The sequence below is a fragment of the Methanolobus halotolerans genome, assembly GCF_004745425.1.
Taxonomy (GTDB): Archaea; Halobacteriota; Methanosarcinia; order Methanosarcinales; family Methanosarcinaceae; genus Methanolobus; species Methanolobus halotolerans.
The window spans coordinates 154,494-178,929 of sequence record NZ_PGGK01000002.1 but is presented as its reverse complement, the minus strand read 5'-3'; the positions used below and the strand labels follow the sequence as shown (position 1 = coordinate 178,929).

Below are 24,436 nucleotides of genomic sequence, written 5' to 3'. Positions count from 1 at the left end.
AGGGCAACGGACCGTTCGTAGATAAAGCTGTCTTATATAGAATATATAGTAATACATATTTTTTGATAGGGGATTACTACATTAAATCATAAAAAAAGAGTCAAGAGTTCGCTGGGATCTTATGTCTGATAACATCCTTGCTTTTTCCTTCCATTGGCTGTAAGGTGTCCTGATGCGGGTGGACATGTCCTGAAGTGCCGCTTCCACGGATTCGAACACCATAGGTTTTGATCTCATCGCTTCCCGTACTCCTTCCCGTACTATCCACACACCCAGGGGTGCCCAGTATTCAGGTCTGATCTCCCTTACCACAAATATAGAAGCCTGCCTGCGGATGTCTTTCAGGTGTTCAAGTACTCCCAGCCTGCAGGCATAATAACCTCCGGCAAGGCCGGAATATCCCTTCTTTCCTGAGAGACCCTCGCTATCTGATTCTATCCATGTGCTCTGCCCTGACCATATCGCACGTGGCATCCACACCTCTATAAGCTCGAAACTGAAAGTCCTGGGCATGAGCAGAACCTCAAAATGGTTTCCGAAAACGCCTCCGCTGAAAACCCGGATGTCACTTATTTGCTGGTAGTCCCTTACACTCCCGAGCAGATCCTTACCTACAAGGTCGTCAACAGCGGTTATGGACCACCTTGTCGGTACCAGGCGCCTTTCCTGGCCCAGCAGGCCAATCGAAAAAAGGCGAGTAATATGCTCTGCAGGTATGCTGCTGTCCCACAGTTCGGAGATCGCATCCTTTGCAAGGGCATGGGTATCGTATATCAGGGAATCTATCTTTTTAGGTACTTTCGGGTTCTCTGTGATATCAAAGTCCTTCAACTCCCCGGATGGGCCCATTGGAGTAAGTACATTATCGAACTTTAGCCTGTTGCGTATGGGTTTGCTGAACCAGGCCTCGGTATCTACGGGTCTTTTTGAGAGGGCCAGCTCCTGTGATCTTTCAATAAGCGGATTATCCGGATTGCGAGCATTCCTGACGTTGATGGCGGTATTTGCCCTGACCAGCCGGGAGCGTGAGGAGATTATATCCTGTATCCCCATCTTAAGCAGGGCCTTGGGATCTTCGAGCTGAATAGCCTCATCATCTTTCAGATACGGGGGTATCATCGGACCTGCCCGTACTTCCGGGTAATTGTGGCTCCCTACGAAAACAGAAGGTGGCGATGCTCCAAAGATGGATGTTTCCCCTGAGATCCCGGAGGATGCAGATTCTACTGACCGGAATTTTTCAAGGATGGGGCAAAAAGGACGGCCGCAAAGCCCTTTCCCCTTGCATTTAATGCAGAGGCTGCTGTTCAATGGCTCTCCGGCTCTCCGCAAAGAACACAATAAGCAGCTTCGGGCTCGTTCCTGTTCAACCAACCTGATTTCTGCACATACTTACATATATTGCACATTCCTGACACTTCTTCCTTCGGACTGAGGCCTGTCAGCAGTTCAGCAGTGAATTTCCTTATCTCTTCGTGGGCGTCCTTTGAAAAATCAACTTCAGCACCTCGTTTCTCACTGAGGTATTGGGATACGGCTGCTCTTGAAAGCCCCAATACCTCCGCAGCTTCCTGCTGGCTGCGGCCATGTTCACTAATTATCGTGCGGGCAATCTCAGCACGTATAGCAGGCAGAACCCGCTGAACCATAATCTCACACGTTGTTTTCACAAAAATCATCCTCTTTTAGATGTCAGGCTGTGCCTCTCTCCTTATAATCCTCAATAGCCTTGTGAAGGGCGGCCAGGGCAAAACCCGAGCATCTTCTCTTGTCTTCCGGCAGTCCTCCGAGTGCATCAATAACATCCTTGTTCGTTATTTTGAGTGCTTCATCAATCTTTTTCCCTTTTGCGAGCTGTGTGACCATAGTTGATGTGGAGATCGCCACCACACAACCAAATGTTTTGAACCGGACATCTTCCAGAACCTCATCCTTTACCTTGATGTAGATAGTGATGATATCCCCGTCAACAGTACTGCCGGTTTCGCCGACTCCGTCTGCATCTTCTATAACCCCCACATTCTTCGGATCGGTGAATTCCTCGATTACCTTTCTTGAATACATCAGCATTCTCCCTTTAAAATTTCAGCTTTTTGAAATAGCAGACATTTCCCTGAGCTTGCCAACACTTTCCTGCAGGGACTGAACTACATGATCGGTTTCTTCTATTGTATTGTCCTTACCCAGACTGATCCTTATGGTGCCGTGGATATAATCCGCATTAAGTCCTATGGAGCTTAATACGTGTGATTCTTTTTTCGATATTGATGAACATGCGGAAGCTGTTGATATTGCAATCCCTTTTACGTCAAGTAACATAAGAAGTGATTCTCCTTCCACATATCTGAAGCTCAGGTTCACATTGTTTGGAAGGCGCTGTGTGGGGTGACCGTTAAGACGTACATCGTCCAGACTGTCAAAAATCCTGTCAATAAGAGAATCACGCAGCCTGAGCATATGTTCCGGATCATGTCCGAGACGCTCCTTTGCGAGGGACATAGCCTTGCCAAGACCTACGATACCCGGGATATTCTCAGTACCCGGTCTCAGGCCTTGCTCATGTCCGCCTCCGAAGATAAAGGGTTCCAGTTCCGTACCTTCTCTTACATATAGTACACCTGCCCCTTTTGGCCCGTGTATCTTATGTGAGGAAATGGATAACATGTCTACTCCCATCTCGTTCACGTCAACAGGTATCTTTCCAAAGGACTGCACTGCATCGGTATGGAAGTAAACATCTTTATCCCGTGCAATCCTGGCAATATCTTTTACAGGCTGTATAGTTCCTATTTCGTTATTTGCATGCATGATACTTATTATTGAAGTATCGTCTCGTACGGATCTTTCAAGTTTGTCGAGATCAAGAACACCTTCACTATCTACCGGCACGTAAGTGACTTCATATCCTATGCTCTCAAGGAAGGAACATGTGCTGAGTACTGCGGGATGTTCTATCATGGATGTGATAATATGCTGACTTCTGGAGGTATCATTTTTCTTTTTAGCCAGAACTCCCCTGATGGCGAGGTTATCCGATTCCGTACCTCCCGATGTGAATATGATCTCATTGGCCTTTGCACCAATCGAATCGGCAACCTGCTGGCGTGCTGCAGAAAGTGCCTCTATGGCTTCCTGGCCGAAAGAATGTAAACTTGATGCATTGCCAAATTTTTCCGTAAAATAGGGTAGCATGGAATCAAGCACAAGAGGGTCTACTTCTGTAGTCGCACTGTGGTCCATATAAATGCGTTTCATAGTACTCATCATTACTAGAGGATGCATTTCATAAATAGATAACCAACACCAGATCGTTTTAGGATACGATAGGAGATGGCCTGTGGCCTCGGGAAAATTGTGTGAAGGAAAGAATTCACACAAAAAATCAGATACTTAGATACTTAATATGATTCCTTGGAAAAGTTATTAATCCTTTATTTGATCCGGAGAAAATCCCCGCTCAACAAGAACATCTTTCATGCGTCCTAGGTGGTTTCCCTGCAATTCGACACCAGTGCCTTTTACAGTACCGCCACATGCAAACTTAGATTTCAAATAGGTCGAAAGCTCATGAAGATCTATCTCATGGGCATCAAAGCCCTCTACAACGGTAACTTCCTTCCCGTATCTTCTTCTATTTACCTTGACAGTAATCCTTTGCTGTTCTTTTGCCACTTCTTCGCATATGCAAAGCTCTCTTGGCAATCCGCAGACCGAACACATTTCAGAACTCATCTTGTGGTATATCCTCCGAGATTATTATCTATTTTAAACACTCCATAGTCTTTAACTAAAATAGATGGTTAAAGTAAACAGCGATGATATTAAAATCTGATGGTGAATACGTCTCTACACACGTCGAATTTGCGTGTAGCACTTTTAAACAGGCACTTGGTCTTATGTTCCGAAAGAACATCCCGGAGGGCTACGCTCTGGTATTTGTAATGAAAAAAAGCAGGAAAGTATCATTACATATGCTCTTTGTCAATTTTGCTATAGGGGTGATATTCCTTGATGAGGATAAAAAGATAGTAAAGATCTCACAGCTCAGGCCCTGGGCCGGATTGTGCTCATCTGGCACAAAGGTGAAATATATCATTGAGACCAGCAGGGAAATCCCGGAAAAGGCAGATCTTCATGTTGGGGACATGCTTTCATTCAAGAGCGAATGCTGAAAACCCGGCATTGTTTAAAGAAACGTTTATTTGCTTCCGGGTTCTTTAAACCCCTAGTTAATGCTAGTTTAAATACTGAGGCACATGAATGTTACCTGAAAATGACCTTGACATAATAACTAAAGAGATGGGTAGGAAACCGAATCCTGTGGAACAGGGATGTTTTCTTAATCTCTGGAGTGAGCATTGCTCATATCGCTCAAGCGCACCACTGCTCAAAACCTTCACGACCACAGGAGACCGGGTGGTCATAGGTCCCGGAGATGATGCGGCTATCATCAGTTTTGGGAACGGCTGGGCCCTTTCTATAGGAATGGAAAGCCACAATCACCCTTCATACGTGGATCCTTATAACGGAGCTGCAACAGGTGTCGGGGGAATTGTACGTGATATCATATCCATGGGTGCACGTCCTATTGCACTGATGGACCCTCTCTACTTCGGACCGCTAAACAACCCGAAGAACTTCTATCTTTTCGAGCATATTATCGAGGGTATTGCAGGATACGGTAACTGTATCGGTGTGCCCGTAGTGCGCGGAGAGGCACTGTTCGATGAATCCTACAGCGGGAATCCTCTTGTGAATGTCGTGTGCGTTGGCCTTGCACGTGAGGATAACATCGTGACGGCATGTGCACAGAAGGCAGGTAATAAACTCGTGCTAATGGGTTCTACAACCGGAAGGGACGGACTTGGAGGAGCATCCTTTGCATCAAGAGACCTGTCGGAATCGTCCGAGGCAGAGGACCGGCCAAGTATCCAGATCGGTGACCCGTTCACAGAGAAACTGCTGATAGAAGCAACCCTTGAAGTAATTGAAAAAGGGTACGTCAGGTCCTGCAGGGACCTCGGGGCAGCAGGTCTTGCAGGTGCAAGTTCAGAGATGGCGTCCAAAGGTGATCTCGGGATGAAGATCATAGCAGATAATGTGATTCTGCGTGAGGCTGGCATGACTCCTTATGAGATACTTATTGCCGAATCGCAGGAACGCATACTTCTTGAAGTGGAGCCTCAGGATGTGCAGGCTGTGCTGGACATTGCAGCAAAATATGACCTTAACGCAAGCATGATAGGGGAACTTACTGAAAAGCTGACATATACCGTGGAGTTCAACGGGGAAATAGCTACCGATATTCCCATCAAACTACTTACAGAAGGCGCTCCTACATTCGAGCGCCCTTCCAGTGAACCGGCTCCCCGCGAGGAAGGGGAAAAACCGGAAATGACAGATGACCTGAAAAAAGCGATCATTGAGTTGCTCTCATCTCACAATGTATCCTCAAAGAAATGGATCTACAGGCAGTATGACCATGATGTGCAATTGCGGACGGTAGCAAAACCCGGTGATGACTCCGGCATACTGCGCATAGATGGTAATGAGGGTATTGCACTTTCATGCGGATGCAACCCGAAGCATACCCTGCTTGACCCGTACCAGGGAGGAAAGGGGACGGTTATCGAAAATGCCATGAATCTGGCTGTTAAAGGTGCACATGGTATAGCCCTTGTAGACTGTCTCAACTTCGGTAATCCCGAAAAGCCGGATATCTACTGGCAGTTCAAACAGGCTATCCTGGGACTCGGAGATGGTGCAAGGGAATTGTCGATCCCTGTGGTCGGTGGGAATGTATCCCTCTACAATGAGAGCGAGGAATTCAAGACTGCGATCGCCCCCACTCCCTCCATAGGTCTTGTCGGATATGTTGAGGATGTCACCATGGCCCCGCCAGGGGTATTCAAGAACGAAGGTGATATTATCATACTTGTGGGAACCACATATGATGAACTGGGCGGCTCTGAATATTACAGGCTGATCGGTGCCAGGGAAAACGGAAGATCACCAATTGTACCTGAAAACGTTTCGCAGGTCATTGATTCTATCATTAATTCCGTGAAGGGCGGAAAGCTGACAGCCTCTCATGATCTCTCACTCGGGGGACTTGCGGTAGCACTCTGTGAGATGTGCGAGGACATGGGTGCAAGCGTGGACCTGAAGGATGTCGGAAACGGAATGAGGCCGGATGACCTGCTCTTTTCAGAATCATATGCAAGGGCAATCCTTACCACTTCCGAACCGGATGCTGTAAAAAATATGCTTAAAGATGTTCCTCACGCAGTTATTGGTAAGGTAGGCGGAAACGAGCTTAATCTGTCAGGAGCCGGTTTTGATATATCTGTATCAGTAACAGAAATCAATGAGGCAAAAAAAAGTCTCTTAAATTTGATGATGGAATAATCCATCATCAACATAAGAAGATATAATTATCAATCCGCATTCACTTGCTTACTTTTGTAGCGAAGTATATCAAATAGAGTGCTGCGAGACCTACAAGTATGTATATGATCCTTGATAGCCAGGACATATCGCCGAAAATTGCCGCTACAAGGTCAAAACCAAATGCACCTACCAGGCCCCAGTTAAGTCCTCCGATTATGACCAAGGCTAGTGCTGCCCAGTCAAGACCATTCATTACAGCCGCCAAATTCTCACCTCCTTGAACCCCCTTTAATTATAATGTTCTTTATGTGGTCCACAGTATTAAATGCCGGAGTAAATATTTGTAGGAATTTTCCTACTTATCATATCTGATAAAAATAGCTGGCAACAAAGAAATTCATGTAAGTTCTATCAGGGGTTAAAAACTAATTTCTGATCAGTCACTCTCTTCTGCTGCCTGCTCATAAATTTTATTAAGGTTTGTGGGAATAGGATTCTCTTTCAGCAGTCTTGCAAAGAATGCCAGATTATGCGTCATGTAACGGACCGTCTTGTTCGTATAGAGATGCCTTTCGCCACCCGCTTCTATGTAACTCGGACCCGGACCTGCATTTCCTACCCAGTAACAATCGGCATTCGGGGGAACTGTACATCCCAGATGGGTCAGATTGAAGAGGGTATTTGCTGCCACATTATGAGCACCATCCTCATTCCCTGTGACAAGGACTCCCGCAACTTTCCCATACAGGGGGAATTGGCCTGTCTGGGGGTCTCCTTCCATATAGGTCCCGTCAAGCCTTTCCATTACAAGCTGTGTAACCGATGAACGTACGCCGAACCATATGGGAGAGCCGATCACAAGAATATCGGATCCTTTGATCTTTTCTAATATCAAAGGCCACTCATCACCTTTGCCTTCATCGGAAGTGATGCCGAATTTTACATTGTAGTCAACAATCCTTATAACCTCGCTTTCAATACCCATTTGTGAAAAAAGCCTGGCTGCTTTGTCGATAAGTGCTCTTGTATTAGATACCTCAGGACGCTCTTTTAAAGTACAGTTCAGAAATAACGCTTTTAACTCCATGCTTATAGAGAAAAGCCAATAGTTTAAATTTATTTCTTTTCTGCTTGTCTGAGGGCGGAAGAATGGGAAATTACTATCTGGCAGTCCGCAGAATCGTTATTGGAACTATAGTTCAAACAAGATGAAATTGAAAAAAGAATGGTCAGTGGATAGGCAGTCTGCCTATCCGGTTTAAAATATTATTCCTCGATCTCAGAGAATGCAAACTTGCGCAGGACCTTTGTTATCCTGATATTTACAGTGTCTCCTACTTCTGCCCCGGGCACAAAGATAACAAATCCTTCTATCCTGGCTATACCGTCTCCTTCTTTTGCGATATCCTCTATCGTTACTTCATAGGTCTCTCCGACATCTATCGGGGCTGTTGATTCATCGTTGTTTCCGAACAAATATGCACTTCCTTTAATTCAAAACTGAAGATCTTCAACTATACTGGTTATAAACTAACATAAAATTTAATTTACAAATGTTTACAGAATAGTGTCCAATCAACAAAGTGTAGTATATACAATTGATATTTAAATCTTGTTGGTTGGGAAAAAAGGGTGTTAGAGCCTACACCTGACCATATCTTTTTTAAGCATGGGGGTGAAATATGTATTACGATCATAATTAAATTATAAGCAAATTATATATTTAAAATCATATTTGGGATGAAACTAATGGACGAAGTACAGATCAAAGTAGAAAAAGCGCATCCGAATGACTTTGGGAGAGGTATTGTTCGGCTGGATCCAACAACCCTTCTGAGTTTACAATTGTCTCCCGGGGATATTGTGGAGATAGAAGGTAAGAGAAAGACCGCTGCCAAAGTATGGAGGGCTGAGAGACAGGACTGGGGACAGGGCATAGTTCGCATTGATGGTTTCATCAGACAGAATGCAGGTGTTGGCATAGGCGAAAGGATCACCATAAGGAAAGCCGAGGTCGAGACCGCCACCAAAGTCGTGCTCGCCCCCCCGGAAGGCGTGACAATGGAATTTGGAAGCCACATAAATGAGATAATCAAGAGGAACATCATGAAAAGACCTCTTGTAGAAGGGGACGTCATTCCTATTATCAGTTCCATGACACAGCCTATGTCCACCCAGATGTCCGGTGGTCAGGCGATACCACTCATTGCGGTTGAAGCAGATCCGGGGGGCACGATCCTTATCATCGGGGAGATCACCGAGATCGAGCTGAGACAGAAACCTGTGAGGGGTTATGATGGTGCCACGCGAGGTGTCACATATGAGGATATAGGAGGTCTTGGTTCGGAGATACAGCGTGTACGGGAGATGATAGAACTTCCCTTAAAGCATCCCGAACTGTTCCAGAGACTTAATATCGAGCCGCCCAAAGGCATTATATTATACGGCCCGCCGGGGACTGGTAAAACACTTATCGCAAAGGCTGTTGCAAACGAGTCCCGGGCAAACTTCCTCTACATAGCAGGTCCGGAGATAATGGGCAAGTACTATGGCGAGAGCGAGGAGCGCATACGCAAGATATTCGAAGAGGCAGAGGATAATGCACCCTCGATAGTCTTCATAGACGAGATCGATTCCATCGCCCCTAAAAGACAGAACGTCACAGGTGAAGTGGAAAGAAGAGTTGTTGCCCAGCTGCTGACCATGATGGACGGTCTTGAGGAAAGGGGACAGGTCGTCGTCATTGGTGCAACCAACCGTCTGGACGCCATTGATCCGGCGCTGCGCAGGCCCGGCAGGTTTGACAGGGAAATAGAGATCGGTGTTCCTGACAATGATGATCGTCTTGAGATTCTCCAGATACATACAAGAGGTGTGCCTCTCAGCGAGGACGTATCCGAGGAGTTCCTGGAATACCTGGCACAACACACACAGGGTTTTGTTGGTGCGGACCTGCTGGCTCTGGTCCAGGAGGCTGCAATGAAATCACTCAGGCGTGCATTGCCTGATATCAATCTTGAGGAAGAGGAGATCGCACCTGAGATCCTTGACATCTTAAACGTCAGCAAGGATGACTTTGAGACGGCCCTCAGGGAGATAGAGCCTTCAGCTATGAGGGAGGTCTTTGTTGAGATCCCGACAGTCAACTGGACGGATGTGGGAGGTCTTGATAAGGCCAAGCAGGATATTGTCGAGGCTGTGGAATGGCCGCTTACAAAGCCGGAAAAGTTCATGCAGATGGGAATCAAACCTCCTAAGGGTGTTTTGCTGTTCGGTCCTCCTGGCACTGGAAAGACACTGATCGCTCAGGCAGTGGCAAATGAGTCCAATGCGAATTTCATAAGTATCAAAGGACCTCAGATGCTTTCAAAATGGGTTGGTGAGTCAGAGAAGGCTATCCGCGAGACGTTCAAAAAAGCAAGGCAGGTGGCACCCTGTATCATATTCTTCGATGAGATAGATTCGATAGCGCCTATGAGAAGCGCCATCACAGAGGATGGTAAGGTATCCGAGAGGATAGTCAACCAGTTGCTTACTGAACTTGACGGTCTTGAACCGCTGAAGGAGATTGTGGTTATAGCAGCCACGAATCGTCCTGATATCCTTGATCCCGCACTTCTTCGTTCAGGCAGGTTCGACCGTCTGGTACTTGTAGGCCAGTCCACACTTGCAGGCAGAAAAGCTATTTTCAAGATACATACCAGAAATATTCCACTTGGCAATGATGTTACTATTGACGAACTTGCCGGCTCCACGGAAGGTTTTGTTGGTTCTGACATAGAGGCCGTGTGCAGGGAAGCTGTTATGCTTGCACTAAGGGATGATTTCGAGAACAAGGAAGTGGGTATGAAATATTTCAAAGAGGCACTCACGAAAGTAAGGCCCACTCTGACTGAAAATCTTATGGAGTATTATGAAAAGATACAGGCACAGTTCAAGGGCGGTGTCAGAAAAGAAGAACCAAGTGCTTATATAGGATACAGATAAATATATGAAAAATTTAGAAGTCACTATTATATTCAGGGGTGAATGAAAATGGCGAATGTCTTTGCAAAAAACCTTTCAAGCAAACAGGTTATGGCAACCGATGGAACCGAAATAGGCATCCTTTTCAATATTGTGATGGATGCCGCTACAGGTAACCTAATAAACCTGATAGTAAAACCCGACATGAGCCTGGATGCTTCCAAATACCAGGCCGACGACCAGTATATATTATTACCATTTGAATCCGTAAGGGCCATTAAGGACTATATCGTTGTTGACAAGAATATCGCAAAAGGTGTCCACAAAGAGAATGTGAATTTGTGAATTTGCGGGTGCAAAGTTCAACCGGGCTTTGCATGCCGGTATTTAATCATTGCCTGGTATTGAGCATTCCTTTTGAAACGAGGTAGTCGATAACTTCTGCTGTACCTTCTCCGTAAGATTCCCTGGTCACATGATCAGCGATATCCTTCAGGAAGTCGTCAGCGTTTGATACTGCAACAGAGTAACCTGCAAGGGCAAGAAGTTCCATATCGTTCACCGAATCGCCGATGGCGACAAAATCGGATGGTTTAAGTCCCATCATATCGGCAATTCTCACAAGTCCTGTACCTTTGTTGATCTTTTTGCTCTTGATGTGAATAGCAAAATGAGTGTCTATGATCTCTACATCCAGGTCCGTGGTGTTTAGCAAAGCCCTTGCGCGCTCAAGATCAAAATCTCTTCTGAGTACGATCTCAGTTCGCCTGTGGACGGAATCCAGTTTCTCCATGTCGAATTCCCTGGACAGTATGTCAAAAGCCTGTTCACACTCGGTGATCACATCGGATATATAGGGTTTTTTATCAAATCTATCTGTCACGACCCCCCCGTTCTCAGCTATGACATTGCAGCATACTCCTATCAGTTTGGCGGTTGCTTTGGCATAACAGAGTATATTACCGGTGGCCAGCACGACAGGTACATCCAGCTCGCGTAGTTTCTCAGTTGCCTTAAGGCTGAGCCTGCGGTCCATATTGGTGATGGTGCCGTCTATGTCTATGGCAAGGGCTTTGAATGTCATAGGCAATAAATGAGAAGAGGAGAATAAAAGCATTTTCAGTGTTTGGATCCTCCATTAGGTATTTCCTGTATTTGTTCCGGTATCAGGGATCACGCAGTCCTGGAGTTGTCACAGAGATTATTGCTTCTCCGTCCGGGAGGTTCGGTGAGTCAACAAGCCTGACAATCCTCTTATCGCCCTTGGATTTGCGCAGGTACAACCTGAAGGTTGCGGTGTGACCAACGATATGTCCTCCGATCGGTTTTGTCGGGTCGCCGAAGAAAGCATCAGGTTTTGACATGACCTGGTTTGTAACAACAACGCATGCATTGTTAAGGTCGCCGAATCTCTGCAGGCCGTGAAGATGCTTGTTAAGTTTCTGTTGTCTGTCGGCAAGAGTTCCCCTCCCTATGTATTCAGCCCTGAAATGAGCTGTCAGGGAGTCCACAATGATGAGCTTAACCGGTTTTTCCGCATCCTTCAACTCATTGGCAAGTTCCAGTGCTGAATCCACAAGCAGTATTTGGTGATTTGAATTAAAGGCACGCGCTACCCGTATATTCTTCAGGAATTCTTCATAATCATATTCCATGCCAAATCTCTCGGAAAGACCAGCCACCATCTGTTCGATCCTTTCAGGTCTGAAGGTGTTCTCAGTATCGATGATTATAACGGAACCGTTGAGGCCCCCCTGTTCCTGCGGGAGCTGAACATTTACAGCAAGCTGATGTGCTACCTGTGTTTTTCCTGAACCGAACTCCCCATACATCTCGGTGATGGACTGGGTGTCAATTCCTCCTCCCATCATCTCATCAAATTCTACACAACCGGTAGATAGTTTTCCCACAAGTTTTCTGCGCTCCAGTACAATATCTCCCGTCTCAAAGCCTCCTATATCCGCAGACTGGCGTGCAGCCAGGATTATCTTTGCAGCGGTTGACTCTCCAATATCTGCTGCAGTTGCAAGTTCCGCAGGTGATGAGACAGCAATTGCTTCAACGGTCGTAAATCCGGCTTCCATTAATTTCTGTGCAGTTGCCGGACCCACATGGTCAAGGTCTTCTAATAATACTTCAGGCATTTTATTACTCCATAGGTGCACATGGTTTCCTTTTGGTGCACAATTGTGCTTTTCTATGTATCCGGCAGTATATATACCTGGAGCAAGCATGGTGAAAGTATTATGCAGACATAAACCTTATCATAATAATATGAGTAATAGCATTCGATGGCACGAGTAGTAGTCGGTGGAACCTTCGAATACTTGCATGAAGGGCATCGTGCTCTCCTTCGAAAAGCATTCGAAATCGGTGGCAGTGGTGAGGTTGACATTGGCCTCACTTCCAATGAGATGGCAAACAAACGTGACCGCAACGTGCCGGATTATTCCATCCGTGAATCCCGGTTACTTGGATATCTGAAAGAGATTGCCGGGGATAATGTGGATTATAATATTATTGAGCTGAGCGATCCCTACGGTAAGACACTTAACGAAAATTACGATTACATTGTTGTTTCTTCTGAAACGTACTCTGTGGCACTTAAGATAAACCGTATCCGTGCAGAGAGGAATATGTATCCTCTTAAGATCGTGAAAATGGATTTTGTGATGGCAGATGATGGAAAACCCATCTCATCAACCCGGATAGCTCGTGGTGAGATCGATCTGCACGGACATGTCGTTCCCTGATGTTTTCCTTGAAACTGCAAAGGGACAAAATTTTATTCAATATGTCCTATAACTATCTTCCATGAGCAGAGAATTCACAGAAACGGACCGGAAGATATTCGACAAGCTTGCACCCGAATTGAGCGGAAACACTATGTCCGCCTCTGGGCACAACTATCCCTTTATTCTCAGGCCCATATCCCATAAAGTTGCCGGATCTGCGGAAGATTTCAGGAACCGGCTTGAGAAACTTGATGCTGGCGAGCTCGACTATCTGGTAGGGCTTGCAATGGAGGGGAAAGAGGATATCAGGTCCCTCGACGAGGAAGATATTGAAAACTTCATGGAGCTGGTCGAGAAGAAATTGTCGACTGAAAGGATGAAGGAACTCAAGGCAAAACTCGGCATGGCATGACGATGCCTGCAAAACTTTTCTTTGGCACGGCAGGAACGCCAAAGAGCTCAAAAAAAAGGAACAGTATTGCAGGTATTGAAAGGGTCCGGGAACTTGGGCTCGGCTGCATGGAACTCGAGTTTGTCCGCGGGGTCAGAATGGGAGAGGTTACTGCAGGACAGGTCTCTGAAAAGGCAGAAAAAGAAGAGATCCTGCTGAGTGTGCATGCTCCTTACTACATAAATCTTAACTCGGCCGAATCTGTGAAAGTAGATGCAAGTGTCGAAAGAATATACATGTCCGCAAAGGTCGGAAGTATTTGTGGTGCCCGCAATATTGTGTTCCATCCGGCATACTATCATAAGGACTCACCGGAAAAGGTGTATAAAAGAGTGTTCACTATCCTGGAACAGCTCACTGGCCGGCTGGCAGATGAACGCATAGAGGTGGTCCTTCGCCCGGAGACAACAGGAAAAGCAAGCCAGTTCGGGAGTCTCCGGGAGAATGTAAAACTTGGCAGCGATATCGATAATGTGCTTCCATGTATCGATTTTGCACACCTGCATGCAAGGGGCGGTGAGGTTAATACATATGAGGAGTTCGCTTTTGCACTTGAAATGGTTGAGAGCGAGCTTGGAAGGGAAGGGCTGGACGATATGCATATGCACGTTTCCGGTATAGAGTATGGTGAAAAAGGTGAGAGGAACCACCTTAATCTTGAGGACTCTGATCTTGAATATTCAGAACTTATGAAGGCGTTGAAAGACTTCAAAGTAAAAGGTCTCCTGATATGTGAGAGTCCCGATAATGAAAATGATGCACTCCTGATGCAGAAAACATATGAGGATATTTGAATTCTTCTCATCCCCGGTTCTTAAAATGAATGGGTGATGTCATATGTTCGGGCAGGATGGCGCCTGTTATTAACCTCTTATTAATTATGAGCGAATCCCGATGCCCGGATTCAGGTCATCATACTTTTGGTGACATCCTGTTTCGATTGCTCTTCAGGATTGGGATTGATAACACTTACGGGGATATTGATCCCACTCTTTTCCATGTAGGCCCTGATCCTGTCCATTGCATGATGTACCATTCCATCATGGGTTAGGATCAGGCATCTCTGGCCTGCAAGTGCATTGAGTATGGATCGATCGATCACACCTGCGGTCACATCAAGGTAAATGTCATCTTTTTCAGCGATGAGCTTGCTTTTCTTGCCCATGGCGCCTACACACTCGACCCCGTCACGCTCTATAATACTCAATAGATCTTCTCTGGAATATTTTGCAGTATCATATATCCCGATGGATCCTGCACGGAAGGCTTTCCTGTCCATCTCGGCTATCGCAAGTCCGTCATCGTGTATATGGAGCACCTTGCAGTTAGCGGCCTCATATGCGGAATTTTGTGCGTATTCTCCATAGAATATGCCAAGGTTGATGTAATCTCCCTCCTTTACCTCAGGCGGGACATCCACCCATAAAAGGTGTTGTGAACGCAGTGAATGGACCAGGTCGGGAATGTCTCTCGGGCAGCAATTCGTTTTTGCAAGCCCGCGCATTTTGATCTCCTCATATATCTCGAGGGTAGCAGGTCTTCTGAGGTGGGCCGCTTTTAATTTATCGGGCTGTACGAAGATCTCCTCTGGGGTGCCTTCACTGATAATCTTATGCTCGCTCATCAAAAACACGTAATCTGCCCAGCTATAGGCCAGGTTCACATCATGGGTCGATATGATTATGGTCTTGCCGAAATAGCTCTGCTCATTGAGCAGGTCCATTACTTCATCTGCTCCAACCGGGTCCAGGTTGGCAAGTGGTTCGTCAAGGATAATTATCTCGGGGTCCATTGCCACAATGCCGGCAATTGCGACCCTCTTTTTCTGTCCTCCGCTTAAATGGTGGGGAGGCTTGTCTTTAAGGTGCATCAGGCCGACATATTCCAGAGTCTTATGGACAATCTGTTTCACCTTCTCTTTAGGATAGTCAAGGTTCGTGGGTCCAAAAGCAACATCCTGGTAAATAGTAGGGGCGAATATCTGGTCGTCTGAGTTCTGGAAGACGATGCCGACATTCTTTCTTACTTCCCTGAGGGATCTGGAATCATATTTAAGGGGCTTGCCATGAAAGAGGATCTCGCCTTTTCCGGGCCTGTGAGTACCGTTCATTGACAGGAACAGTGTGGATTTACCTGAACCATTCCGGCCAACGAATGCGATCTTTTTACCTTCTTCGATCCTGATGTTAATATTGTCCAGGGCAACTGTGCCGTCGGGGTAGGAAAAACTAAGATCCTTTGTTTCTAATATCACCATTTTTGCACCTCAAACAACGAACATGTTCCTGGTAAAGTAAAATACTATGATGACCAGTGAAAAGTAAGCCGAGGTAAGCAGGAACTCGGTTAACTTTACGGGCCTTTTATCTTCCAGGATCATCAGCTTTCCGTCATAGCACCTTGAATTCATTGAAAGATATAATTTTTCCCCCTGCTCCCATGACCTTATGAAAAGATTTGTCCCAAGCATGACCATGGACCTGAATGATGTCCTGAAATCCTTGTATCCCAGCCTGACCGTCTGTGCGTATCTCACACCCAGTGCTACTTCCATGAAAACGAATATGTAGCGGTACATCATCATCGCTATCTCTATAAAAGAGTCAGGGAACCTTGTTGCTTTGAGGACTGAGAAAAGTTCTATCATCGGGGTTGTCAGAGAAAGGAAGAACATGCATGACATTCCTCCTAAAGTTCTTGCAAGCACCAGTAGAGCCATGTTTAAGCCAGCCGGACTGACGCCCAGTGTATAACCCGGAATATTAAATGAAAATAACTTCTCACCTTCTCCGAAGAAAAATGCTATAATTATAACACTCACCAGCACAAAACCGGCTGGTGCAGCCATCAATTTCATGTAGAATCTTAAAGGTATCTTCCCGAAATAAACCGTTGCGAAACTCATACACACTGCTATAAAGAATGGAACTAAAGGAGAATTGGATGAAACACCTGCAAGAATCCCAAAAGTAACGATGGCTAACTTGAGCCAGTTGTTCTTGTACCGTAGTGGACTCAATATAGCATAGTCGTCCAGAATATGTGTCATTTTCCAACCCAGCTTAAAACTAAACAATAAATAAAACTGATTTTATTTGGCACTGTTCACAGGTATAAAGAAACAAGATATTGTGCTTTATACATAAGCATTTCGTTAGGAATCAATATCACTAAGAACTATGATTTTTTGCAACATATCGTTAATCTGTAAAAGTTGTTGATTCTGAAACTGCAAAGGTGCTCTGTTTGTAATAAAACTAAATTGATTTGAGCTGGAAAAAATAAAAGGAAAGATTAAAAAAGAATTGTACCTCTTCTGATGAAGCACAATGGTATTTAATTATTCTCTCCCTTCCCTTTATAGTAGCCAAAGATGTAACCGATAATAATGGCACCAAATGCTGCCTGCAGGGCAAAGAGCAGGCTTTCGGTCTCACCGCCGGGTGGTTCAAAGCCAATGCCTCCGAACCAAGGTTCATAATCGGGGTTGATCTGGGCAATTATGCCTTCTGCTTCACCGTCCGCACCACCGAACTCCGAATCCGGGTTGGCAGCCACTCCATAAAAGAACTGAACGGCAAAGAGGATTATCACTATGCCTACGATATACTCCAGCTTCATTGCATGGTCTCCTTTAATTTTGTGGCAGCTGCTGATGTCAGTACTCTCAGGTCAATGAGCACATCACTCTTGATCTGCACAACATATTTCATTATAAGTGCGGTGAGTGCTCCTTCCATGATCGCAAGGGGGACCTGGGTTGTCGCAAACACGGCCCCAAATGCCACAAACGAGGCCAATGCACCTCCTTGTGCCGCAGGGAACGCTAAGGCAAGCTGTAGGGACGTCACTACATAGGTCGCCCAATTAGCAATGGCGGTTGCAAGGAATACGTTCAGATAGAAGTTCATACCCGCCTTTGATGCTGTTCTGTAGAACAGGTAAGCAACAAAAGGGCCGATGATCCCCATTGAGGCAACGTTGGCTCCAAGAGTTGTCAGGCCGCCGTGTGCCAGGAAAAGGGACTGGTACAGGAGCACGATCACACTGAGTACGGAAGTGATCGCAGGTCCGAAGAGAATAGCTGCCATCCCGGTCCCTGTGGGATGTGAAGAACTTCCTGTCACCGAAGGAAGCTTCAGGGAAGAAAGCACGAATATAAAAGCACCTGCAACAGCAAGCAAGGGTATTATTTCACGCCTCTGGCTGACCAGTTTGTTCAGCTGGTACATACCATACAGTATAACAGGAATAGAGACCACAAACCATATCTGCCACCATGGGGAAGGCAGAAAACCTTCAAATATGTGCAATTAATATCACCTTCCATTTTAATTAAGATCTTAAATCAACCTCAGTTGATTTTGTTAAAATGTTGTAATATGTTATTGTACATAAAGATAACGATTCGCATTTAAAGTAAGTATTGTTATCAAAATGACTAATGTTTATTCTGGTTAAATTTAGATGCATATTTCTACCAATGTAAGGATTCTCCTATAATTATACCTGTTCGTAATAAAATGTCTGTAAACGAAGCAAACTAGCTATAATGATACAAACAGAAAAGAAAATTTACTTGATGTTACCTGATGACCAGTAAGCAGTACATATCAGATTCATTCACAGGGGGGTCTTGTATGGTGCCGGAAACCGCCCGTTCATTCGGATAGCCAATATTCTCATATATGCATATCCTGGCATCGATGCCCATCTCATTCAGAACATCAGCCACTTCTCCTGGTCCGAAAGTGTCAGCCGGAAGCAAAAAAATGTTCTTGCCCAGATCAAGTTCTCGAATCAGGGCGGCTTTTGCCGGAACAGGGTCCCTGCCGTGAGCTGTGATCATTGCAAGGTTTGACATCTCAACATGAAAACGTGCACATGCGGCCTGTATAGATGAAACGCCAGTAATGACCCTGTCATTATCTCCTGCAAACTTCCCAAGGCCGGAGAACATGGGATCACCTGTGGAAAGGATCACGGCATCAGGGGGAAGCAGGTGAAGGTTCTTGAAACTCCTGATGGGGTGAGCTTCACATCTTATGTGGTCCTGTGCAAGTTCTATGGCTCTTTTTGAACCATACACAACAGGAGCATTGTTTATAGCCTCGATGGCTTCCTGGGTCAGCATCTTGGGGCCGACACCCACTCCTGCGATAATCATGATTTATCACCACTGTCCATCAGTACTGTCCCGTCCCGGTCAACAATTACGATTCGGGCACCTTTTCCTTTTTTCACGGCCATGTCAAAGGCATTCTTGAGACGCTTATTTCCCGGATCAAGTTCAAGCATTTCCACAACAGTGGCAAATCCGCTGTCTTTGAGCATATCGGGGTCTCCCCACTTAAGCACAAGTCCCGGAAGACCGCAGATTACAACCTCTCCCCTGGCAGCCTCGAGGGCTTCGCTGATACGGCTGCCTGCAAGCACAACAGTATGATCGGGGAAGAGCATGGTGGAATACCGTATACCTATCCTCCCGGTTGTAAGCACTACTTTGTCAGAATCCCTTATAAGATCGCCTTTCATTTCTCCGAGATGGTCGTTCCAGGGTTCAACAAAACCCGTGGTACCCAGTACAGAGATGCCGTCAACAACACCTATGCGGCTGTTGAGGGTCTGTTTTGCAATCTCCTTTCCTTCGGGCAGATAAATGGTCACTTCGGCACCCCGGAGACCAAGTTCCTCTACTGCCTCTTTTATGGAAGCCTTTATCTGTTCCATCGGGCGGGGATTGATGGCAGGATGCCCTTTTTTAGACTCCAGGCCACTTCGGATCACGATACCGATTCCCTGGCCTGCATAGACCGATATGCCATTCGCTTCTTTTGCATCCGCTACGAACTCAAGGCCCCGTGTGATGTCCGACTCATGGTCATTGGCGATCTTTGCGGCAACAGCATGTCCATTGCTTGCCCTTACGTCCAGTTCGGCACGCAGTCCCACCGGTGTCGGAACAGAAACGTGACTAATGGTCTTTTTAAGCGACAGGACCGATGCCTTTGCGGCAAGAGCTGCTGTTGTCCCGGTAGTGTACCCTCTCTTCAATATAGAGCCGTCGCTCAAGACGACGACCATACCGCTCCTGATGCCTTCTTCCAGCTCCCTGCGGGGCAATTTCGAGCGCTCTAGCCATTCATCGGGAATCTTGGATTTATTTACCGGATCGATCATCTCAGGTCAATTGTCCTCCATACTTTTAAAATTTACCGACATCAACCGGTTCTTCCGAACATGCGGCCCAGTTCTTCTTTTGTGAAGGTGAGCATTGTCGGGCGGCCATGCGGACATGTATAGGGATTATCGCATAACATCAACTGCCTGATAAGTTCATGCATCTGCTCGGGGGTACATACGGCGCCGCCTTTTATAGCTGCCCTGCAGGCCATAGTACTGCAAAGGCGGTCATAAACCTCGGTGTCCTCTTTAATCCTGCCATGTGAGAGCAGGTCGGATATAATATCATGGATCACAGAAGTATCCTCAAGTTTTCCGAATATACTGGGGATAGTGGTAACGACGTAACTGTTGGGTCCGAAATCGGATATTGCAAACCCCATCTTTTCCAGGGAGGGAATGTAGTCTCCGATGATCGCTTTTTCCTTTGTGCTCAGGTCCAGGGTCACCGGGGTTATCAGTTCCTGCCAGCCTATTTCCCTCGTTCTAAGTACCTGTTCGTACATGATACGCTCGTGTGCAGCATGCTGGTCTACCATTATCAGTTTTCCTTCGGTTTCCATAATAAGGTAAAGGTCCGCAAACTGGCCGTATATTTTCACATCATCCGTATGGAAAGGACCTCTGGCAGCAGATTCTGCCTGCGCCTCATACTGCATCTGAAGACGCTCACTCTTCTTTAACCGTCTTTGTGTATCTTTCAGGGGATAGTGGTATGGCTCCTTGCTTTCCCGTACAACTGCAGGTTTTTCCCCTGCTTCTGCATCCCGTATGATATCATCAGTACGGGCCTGGTTAACAGATGTTCTTTCTGGCAACCCTGGTCCCTTTTCTTTTACATGGGATGCAGTTTCTCCTGTACCGGAAATGTTTGACTGCACCGCGGTTTCCTTTTTCGTGATCCTTGCCTCGGGAACCAGGTTCGTTGAAGCCAGGGCCTGCTCAACTGCAGTGATTATGGCCAGTTCAATCTCTTTCTCATGGCTCAGCCGAACCTCTCTTTTAGTGGGATGCACATTAACATCGACATGTATTGGGTCAATGGTAAATTTCAGGAAGGCTGCAGGATACCTTCCTTTTGGGAGCAATGTGTAGTAGCCCAGCCTTACTGCATTGCCTATCAGTTTTGAAGAGATGCTCCTTCCATTTATGAAAAAGGCCTGCAGGTCATTCCCGCTTCTTGTGAGTTGCGGCTTTGAGATGTATCCGGATAGTGAGACCAGGTCCGATTCGAATTCAAGTGGAATAAGCGAACGCGCAACATCCGCACCATACAGGTGGATGATACTGTCCAGAAGATCATGTGAGCTGGGTGACCTCATGATTACCTTGCCGTCACTTATAAGGGTGAAAGAGATATCGGGATACGATATTGCATGTCTTGTAACAACATCCGTTATATGAGCAAGCTCGGTCCTCATGCTTTTCAGGTATTTCCTGCGTGCGGGTGTCGTATAGAAAAGATCTTCGACGGATATTGAGGTTCCCGCATGTGAGCCTGCCGATGAAATACTTCTTAAGCCACTGTTGTCCACGACTACTTTAGTGCCCGATATATCTTTTTCCTGCCGGGTGACCATCTCTACCTTTGCAACCGAGGCAATGGATGCAAGAGCCTCTCCCCTGAATCCCAGGGTGAGAACACTATTAAGGTCTTCGATGCTGTTAATCTTGCTCGTGGCGTGTTTCTGAAAAGCCAGTGAAGCATCTTTATGGCTCATTCCGGTACCATTGTCGACAATGATTATACTTTTCGTACCTGACCCCCTTATTTCCACTCGAATGTCCGTGGCATTTGCATCAATTGAATTATCAATAAGTTCCTTTACCACGGACGCGGGTCTTTCCACAACCTCTCCTGCTGCTATTTTATTAATGGTGGATTCGTCCAGCACTCTTATACCGGGACCCGGAATATCACGTGATCCTTCTGTCATCTATGATCAGCTCCCCTGCTCTTTCGCTAGCCTGCTCTTTATCTCGCTCAGTTTGTTAAGTGCTTCCAGTGGGGTCAGTGAGTTGATATCCATTGTTTTGAGTTCTTCGATAAGAGGGTGTGGTTCCTGCTCCTCACCGGAAGCGTCCTGGTCAAAAAGGATAACCTGAGTATATTTGGTGCTGTTGCGGTGCTTCTTGCCTGTCATGGTGCTATCCATGGATATGGTGCTGTCGTTCTCTATGTCCTCCAGTATCTCCTTTGCCCTGCTGGTGACATTATGGGGGACACCCGCTATCCTTGCCACATGGATACCATAACTCTTGTCAGTTGCACCAGGTACTATCTTGCGCAGGAATACCAGGTCTTCACCATCCTCTTTTACTGCAATGTGAAAATTCTTCACTCTCTTTAGCGTGCCCGCAAGATCAGTTAGCTGGTGGTAATGTGTGGCAAACAGGGACCTTACACCTGCCCTTCCTTTGTTATGGATATACTCCACTACCGCCTTTGCTATGCTGTAACCGTCATAAGTGCTGGTGCCCCTGCCGACCTCATCCAGCAGCACCAGGCTTTTCGGGGTAGCATTGTTCAGGATATTGGCAAGTTCCACCATTTCCACCATGAAGGTACTCTGTCCGCTGGCAAGATCGTCAAAAGCACCTACCCTTGTGAATACACGGTCGACGATACCGATGGATGCATGGGAGGCGGGCACGAAGGAGCCTGCCTGAGCCATTATCACGATCATGGCTATCTGACGCATATATGTTGACTTACCTGCCATGTTCGGTCCTGTGATAAGCATGAACTGGTTATTCTGGCAGTCCATCTCAGTATCATTGGGAACAAATCCTCCAGGGGTGGAATTCTCAACCACCGGATGTCTTCCGTCCCTGATCAGCAGCCTGCAGTCATTGGTGATGGCCGGCCGTACGTAATTGTTATTTGCTGCCACATCTGCTAGGTTGGCAAGGACATCCAGCATACCTATCATGACTGCGGTATTCTGCAGATGCATTGAATGCGATGCCACTCTGGAGTTTATCTCACAGAGCAGTTCATATTCAAGGGCTGTTGCCTTATCATCTGCAGAGAGGATCTCGCTCTCACGTTCTTTTAGCTGGGGGGTATAGAACCTTTCAGCATTTGTCATGGTCTGCTTGCGTATGTAGTCATCCGGGACCTGGGATATATTGGCCTTGGTGACCTCAAGATAGTAACCGAATACCTTGTTATATCCTACTTTCAATGACTTGATGCCGCTTCTTTCACGCTCTTTCCGCTGGAACTCTGCTATCCAGTGTTTTCCGTCCTTTGACATGCTTTTAAGCTCATCAAGTCTTTCATTGTAACCTGCTTTGATCATCCCGCCGTCCCTGACACTTACGGGCGGCTCATTAACTATTGCCCTGTCTATCAGACCGGCCAGCTCTTCAAGTTCTCTGAAGGAAGAAAGTTCTGAATCTATACGCTCCAGAAGTTCAGCACCAGAGCATCCATGTAGTGATTCGATTATCTGCGGGACAGCCTCAAGTGAACTTTTAAGTGATATGAGGTCCCTTGCATTTGAATTCCCATACATTACCCTGCCGACAAGTCTTTCCATATCACGTACCTGGGAGAGTTGTGATCTCAGTTCGAATCTCACAAGGGTATTCGACTCAAGTTCTGCAACTGCATCCAGTCTTTCATTGATGTCATCAACTAGTATCAGTGGCTTGAGCAGCCATTTCTGCAGAAGCCGGCTGCCCATGGGGGTCATGGTGTCATCCAGCACATGCAGCAGGGTCGAATCATTACCTTCTCCCCTCACATTCTTCACGATCTCGAGATTGCGCAGGGTAATGGCATCAAGTACCATGAACTCGGAATCAAAATATGTCTTTAGATGCTGCACATGGGAGAGCTCCCTCATCTGGGTGTCAAAGGCGTACTTAAGTGCTGCTCCTGCAGATGATACTGCAAAGTGCAGCTCACTGCACCCCATACCTTCCAGGGTTGATACATTGAAATGCTCAGTGAGCAGTTTGTTAGAATCCTTTTGCTCAAAGGCGTACTCATCGTACTCGTGAATAATTATCTTCAGTTCCCTTAAACGCTCCACCAGCCGCTCATCCGCAATGAGGGAAGGAGGGATGATACACTCGGAAGGACCCATGCGTGCGGTCTCACTGGCTATCCTGTCATATGGTGCGCTGTCCGTCAGTTGTGTGGTCAGGAACTCGCCGGTGGATATGTCCAGGAAGGCAAGCCCGAACTCTTTTCCTTCTCCATAAAGGGCCATTAGATAATTATTGGAGGAATCCGGGAACATAGATGGATCGATCGCAGTGCCGGGAGTGACAACCCGCACGACCCCGCGTTTCACTACACCCCTGGCCTGCTTCGGGTCCTCGAGCTGCTCGCATATGGCTACTTTGTATCCCTTCTTGATAAGCCTGGGAAGGTAGTTGTCAATAGCATGATGGGGGATGCCGGCAAGTGGCATCTTCTCTCCTTCCTTCCCCTTCCCACGGGTGGTAAGTGTTATCTCAAGCTCTCTGGCAATGGTTTTTGCATCCTCTCCGAAGGACTCGTAAAAATCTCCCATCCTGAAGAATATGAGGGCATCCTTATGCTCTTCCTTGGCAGCATAGTACTGCTGCATGGCAGGGGTTATCTGTTTCATAATAATCGGTAAAAATGGTTTTCCCAGACTATCTGGGTGTTAGTATTTTTGTGTTTGCATTATCAAATTTCTGAAAGCTTAATTCCACCTGATCTTGTCTGTGG

25 protein-coding genes are annotated in these 24,436 nt (G+C 46.4%); 7 read left to right on the top strand and 18 right to left on the bottom strand.

Annotation, left to right across the window (positions count from 1 at the left end; translation table 11 throughout):
• Window positions 1–81 precede the first annotated feature (81 nt).
• From CUN85_RS02510 to yciH, 5 genes are all read right to left on the bottom strand, one after another.
• The gene (locus tag CUN85_RS02510; protein ID WP_135388666.1) at window positions 82–1,311 is read right to left on the bottom strand and encodes an Nre family DNA repair protein; all 1,230 of its coding nucleotides are present in this window, start codon (window positions 1,309–1,311) and stop codon (window positions 82–84) included.
• Complete coding sequence (locus tag CUN85_RS02505; RefSeq protein ID WP_235856157.1) at window positions 1,308–1,649, bottom strand: transcriptional regulator; 342 nt, start codon at window positions 1,647–1,649, stop codon at window positions 1,308–1,310. Before CUN85_RS02505 ends, CUN85_RS02510 begins: the two co-directional genes overlap by 4 nt.
• 43 nt (window positions 1,650–1,692) lie before the next feature.
• Complete coding sequence (locus CUN85_RS02500; RefSeq protein WP_135388662.1) at window positions 1,693–2,064, bottom strand: iron-sulfur cluster assembly scaffold protein; 372 nt, start codon at window positions 2,062–2,064, stop codon at window positions 1,693–1,695.
• A 21-nt stretch (window positions 2,065–2,085) separates the two neighbouring features.
• Window positions 2,086–3,255 carry a cysteine desulfurase NifS gene (gene nifS, locus CUN85_RS02495; RefSeq protein WP_135388660.1) on the bottom strand — a complete coding sequence of 390 codons (1,170 nt, stop codon included), beginning with the start codon at window positions 3,253–3,255 and terminating at the stop codon, window positions 2,086–2,088.
• Window positions 3,256–3,423: 168 nt separating this feature from the next.
• A complete protein-coding gene (gene yciH, locus CUN85_RS02490; protein ID WP_135388658.1) occupies window positions 3,424–3,732 on the bottom strand; it encodes a stress response translation initiation inhibitor YciH in 309 nt (102 codons plus the stop codon).
• Between the two features lie 83 nt (window positions 3,733–3,815).
• On the opposite strand from yciH, the gene CUN85_RS02485 reads away from it, so the two are divergent.
• Window positions 3,816–4,172, top strand: coding sequence for a DUF192 domain-containing protein (locus CUN85_RS02485; RefSeq protein WP_135388656.1), 357 nt, complete (start codon window positions 3,816–3,818; stop codon window positions 4,170–4,172).
• Window positions 4,173–4,260: 88 nt separating this feature from the next.
• Window positions 4,261–6,408 (top strand): phosphoribosylformylglycinamidine synthase subunit PurL, encoded by a 2,148-nt coding sequence (gene purL, locus CUN85_RS02480; RefSeq protein ID WP_135388654.1) that lies wholly within the window; start codon window positions 4,261–4,263, stop codon window positions 6,406–6,408.
• 40 nt (window positions 6,409–6,448) lie between these two features.
• Here the strand turns inward: purL and CUN85_RS02475 are convergent, their stop codons facing one another.
• The 3 genes from CUN85_RS02475 to CUN85_RS02465 all read right to left on the bottom strand — a co-directional run bounded on the left by CUN85_RS02475 (window position 6,449) and on the right by CUN85_RS02465 (window position 7,866).
• Window positions 6,449–6,655, bottom strand: a complete 207-nt coding sequence (locus CUN85_RS02475; RefSeq protein WP_328591217.1) for a DUF378 domain-containing protein — start codon at window positions 6,653–6,655, stop codon at window positions 6,449–6,451.
• A gap of 171 nt (window positions 6,656–6,826) precedes the next feature.
• Entirely contained in the window at window positions 6,827–7,477 is a 651-nt protein-coding gene (locus tag CUN85_RS02470; protein WP_135388652.1) for a flavodoxin family protein, read from the bottom strand.
• 179 nt (window positions 7,478–7,656) lie between these two features.
• A complete protein-coding gene (locus CUN85_RS02465) occupies window positions 7,657–7,866 on the bottom strand; it encodes a TRAM domain-containing protein (RefSeq protein ID WP_135388650.1) in 210 nt (69 codons plus the stop codon).
• 273 nt (window positions 7,867–8,139) lie between these two features.
• Here CUN85_RS02465 and CUN85_RS02460 point away from each other — a divergent pair, with 273 nt between their 5' ends.
• On the top strand, window positions 8,140–10,377 hold the full coding sequence (locus CUN85_RS02460) for a CDC48 family AAA ATPase (RefSeq protein ID WP_135388648.1): 2,238 nt from the start codon (window positions 8,140–8,142) through the stop codon (window positions 10,375–10,377).
• 48 nt (window positions 10,378–10,425) lie between these two features.
• Window positions 10,426–10,701, top strand: a complete 276-nt coding sequence (locus CUN85_RS02455) for a PRC-barrel domain-containing protein (protein WP_135388891.1) — start codon at window positions 10,426–10,428, stop codon at window positions 10,699–10,701.
• Window positions 10,702–10,747: 46 nt separating this feature from the next.
• On the opposite strand, the gene CUN85_RS02450 is transcribed toward CUN85_RS02455, so the two are convergent.
• Together CUN85_RS02450 and radA are read right to left on the bottom strand one after the other, a co-directional pair.
• Complete coding sequence (locus tag CUN85_RS02450; RefSeq protein ID WP_135388646.1) at window positions 10,748–11,440, bottom strand: phosphoglycolate phosphatase; 693 nt, start codon at window positions 11,438–11,440, stop codon at window positions 10,748–10,750.
• A gap of 82 nt (window positions 11,441–11,522) precedes the next feature.
• Window positions 11,523–12,500 (bottom strand): DNA repair and recombination protein RadA, encoded by a 978-nt coding sequence (gene radA / locus CUN85_RS02445; RefSeq protein WP_135388644.1) that lies wholly within the window; start codon window positions 12,498–12,500, stop codon window positions 11,523–11,525.
• A gap of 147 nt (window positions 12,501–12,647) precedes the next feature.
• Between radA and CUN85_RS02440 the strand changes: the two genes are divergently transcribed.
• The 3 genes from CUN85_RS02440 to CUN85_RS02430 all read left to right on the top strand — a co-directional run bounded on the left by CUN85_RS02440 (window position 12,648) and on the right by CUN85_RS02430 (window position 14,336).
• Window positions 12,648–13,109, top strand: coding sequence for a phosphopantetheine adenylyltransferase (locus CUN85_RS02440; protein ID WP_135388642.1), 462 nt, complete (start codon window positions 12,648–12,650; stop codon window positions 13,107–13,109).
• 61 nt (window positions 13,110–13,170) lie between these two features.
• Window positions 13,171–13,503, top strand: a complete 333-nt coding sequence (locus CUN85_RS02435) for a hypothetical protein (RefSeq protein WP_135388640.1) — start codon at window positions 13,171–13,173, stop codon at window positions 13,501–13,503.
• 2 nt (window positions 13,504–13,505) lie between these two features.
• The gene (locus CUN85_RS02430; RefSeq protein WP_135388638.1) at window positions 13,506–14,336 is read left to right on the top strand and encodes a TIM barrel protein; all 831 of its coding nucleotides are present in this window, start codon (window positions 13,506–13,508) and stop codon (window positions 14,334–14,336) included.
• A gap of 110 nt (window positions 14,337–14,446) precedes the next feature.
• On the opposite strand, the gene CUN85_RS02425 is transcribed toward CUN85_RS02430, so the two are convergent.
• The 8 genes from CUN85_RS02425 to mutS form a co-directional block, all read right to left on the bottom strand.
• Window positions 14,447–15,799 (bottom strand): energy-coupling factor ABC transporter ATP-binding protein, encoded by a 1,353-nt coding sequence (locus CUN85_RS02425; RefSeq protein WP_135388636.1) that lies wholly within the window; start codon window positions 15,797–15,799, stop codon window positions 14,447–14,449.
• A gap of 9 nt (window positions 15,800–15,808) precedes the next feature.
• On the bottom strand, window positions 15,809–16,591 hold the full coding sequence (cbiQ, locus tag CUN85_RS02420; RefSeq protein ID WP_135388634.1) for a cobalt ECF transporter T component CbiQ: 783 nt from the start codon (window positions 16,589–16,591) through the stop codon (window positions 15,809–15,811).
• Window positions 16,592–16,878: 287 nt separating this feature from the next.
• Window positions 16,879–17,163: an energy-coupling factor ABC transporter substrate-binding protein gene (locus tag CUN85_RS02415; RefSeq protein ID WP_135388632.1), complete on the bottom strand. Its 285-nt coding sequence runs from the start codon at window positions 17,161–17,163 to the stop codon at window positions 16,879–16,881.
• Window positions 17,160–17,855 carry an energy-coupling factor ABC transporter permease gene (locus CUN85_RS02410; RefSeq protein WP_135388630.1) on the bottom strand — a complete coding sequence of 232 codons (696 nt, stop codon included), beginning with the start codon at window positions 17,853–17,855 and terminating at the stop codon, window positions 17,160–17,162. The genes CUN85_RS02415 and CUN85_RS02410 overlap by 4 nt, the downstream gene beginning before the upstream one ends.
• Before the next feature lie 272 nt (window positions 17,856–18,127).
• Window positions 18,128–18,709 carry a precorrin-6y C5,15-methyltransferase (decarboxylating) subunit CbiE gene (gene cbiE, locus CUN85_RS02405; RefSeq protein WP_135388628.1) on the bottom strand — a complete coding sequence of 194 codons (582 nt, stop codon included), beginning with the start codon at window positions 18,707–18,709 and terminating at the stop codon, window positions 18,128–18,130.
• Window positions 18,706–19,722 (bottom strand): cobalt-precorrin-5B (C(1))-methyltransferase, encoded by a 1,017-nt coding sequence (locus tag CUN85_RS02400; protein WP_135388626.1) that lies wholly within the window; start codon window positions 19,720–19,722, stop codon window positions 18,706–18,708. Before CUN85_RS02400 ends, cbiE begins: the two co-directional genes overlap by 4 nt.
• 41 nt (window positions 19,723–19,763) lie before the next feature.
• Window positions 19,764–21,662, bottom strand: a complete 1,899-nt coding sequence (gene mutL, locus CUN85_RS02395; protein WP_135388624.1) for a DNA mismatch repair endonuclease MutL — start codon at window positions 21,660–21,662, stop codon at window positions 19,764–19,766.
• A 6-nt stretch (window positions 21,663–21,668) separates the two neighbouring features.
• Window positions 21,669–24,335 (bottom strand): DNA mismatch repair protein MutS, encoded by a 2,667-nt coding sequence (gene mutS, locus CUN85_RS02390; RefSeq protein ID WP_135388622.1) that lies wholly within the window; start codon window positions 24,333–24,335, stop codon window positions 21,669–21,671.
• Window positions 24,336–24,436 lie beyond the last annotated feature (101 nt).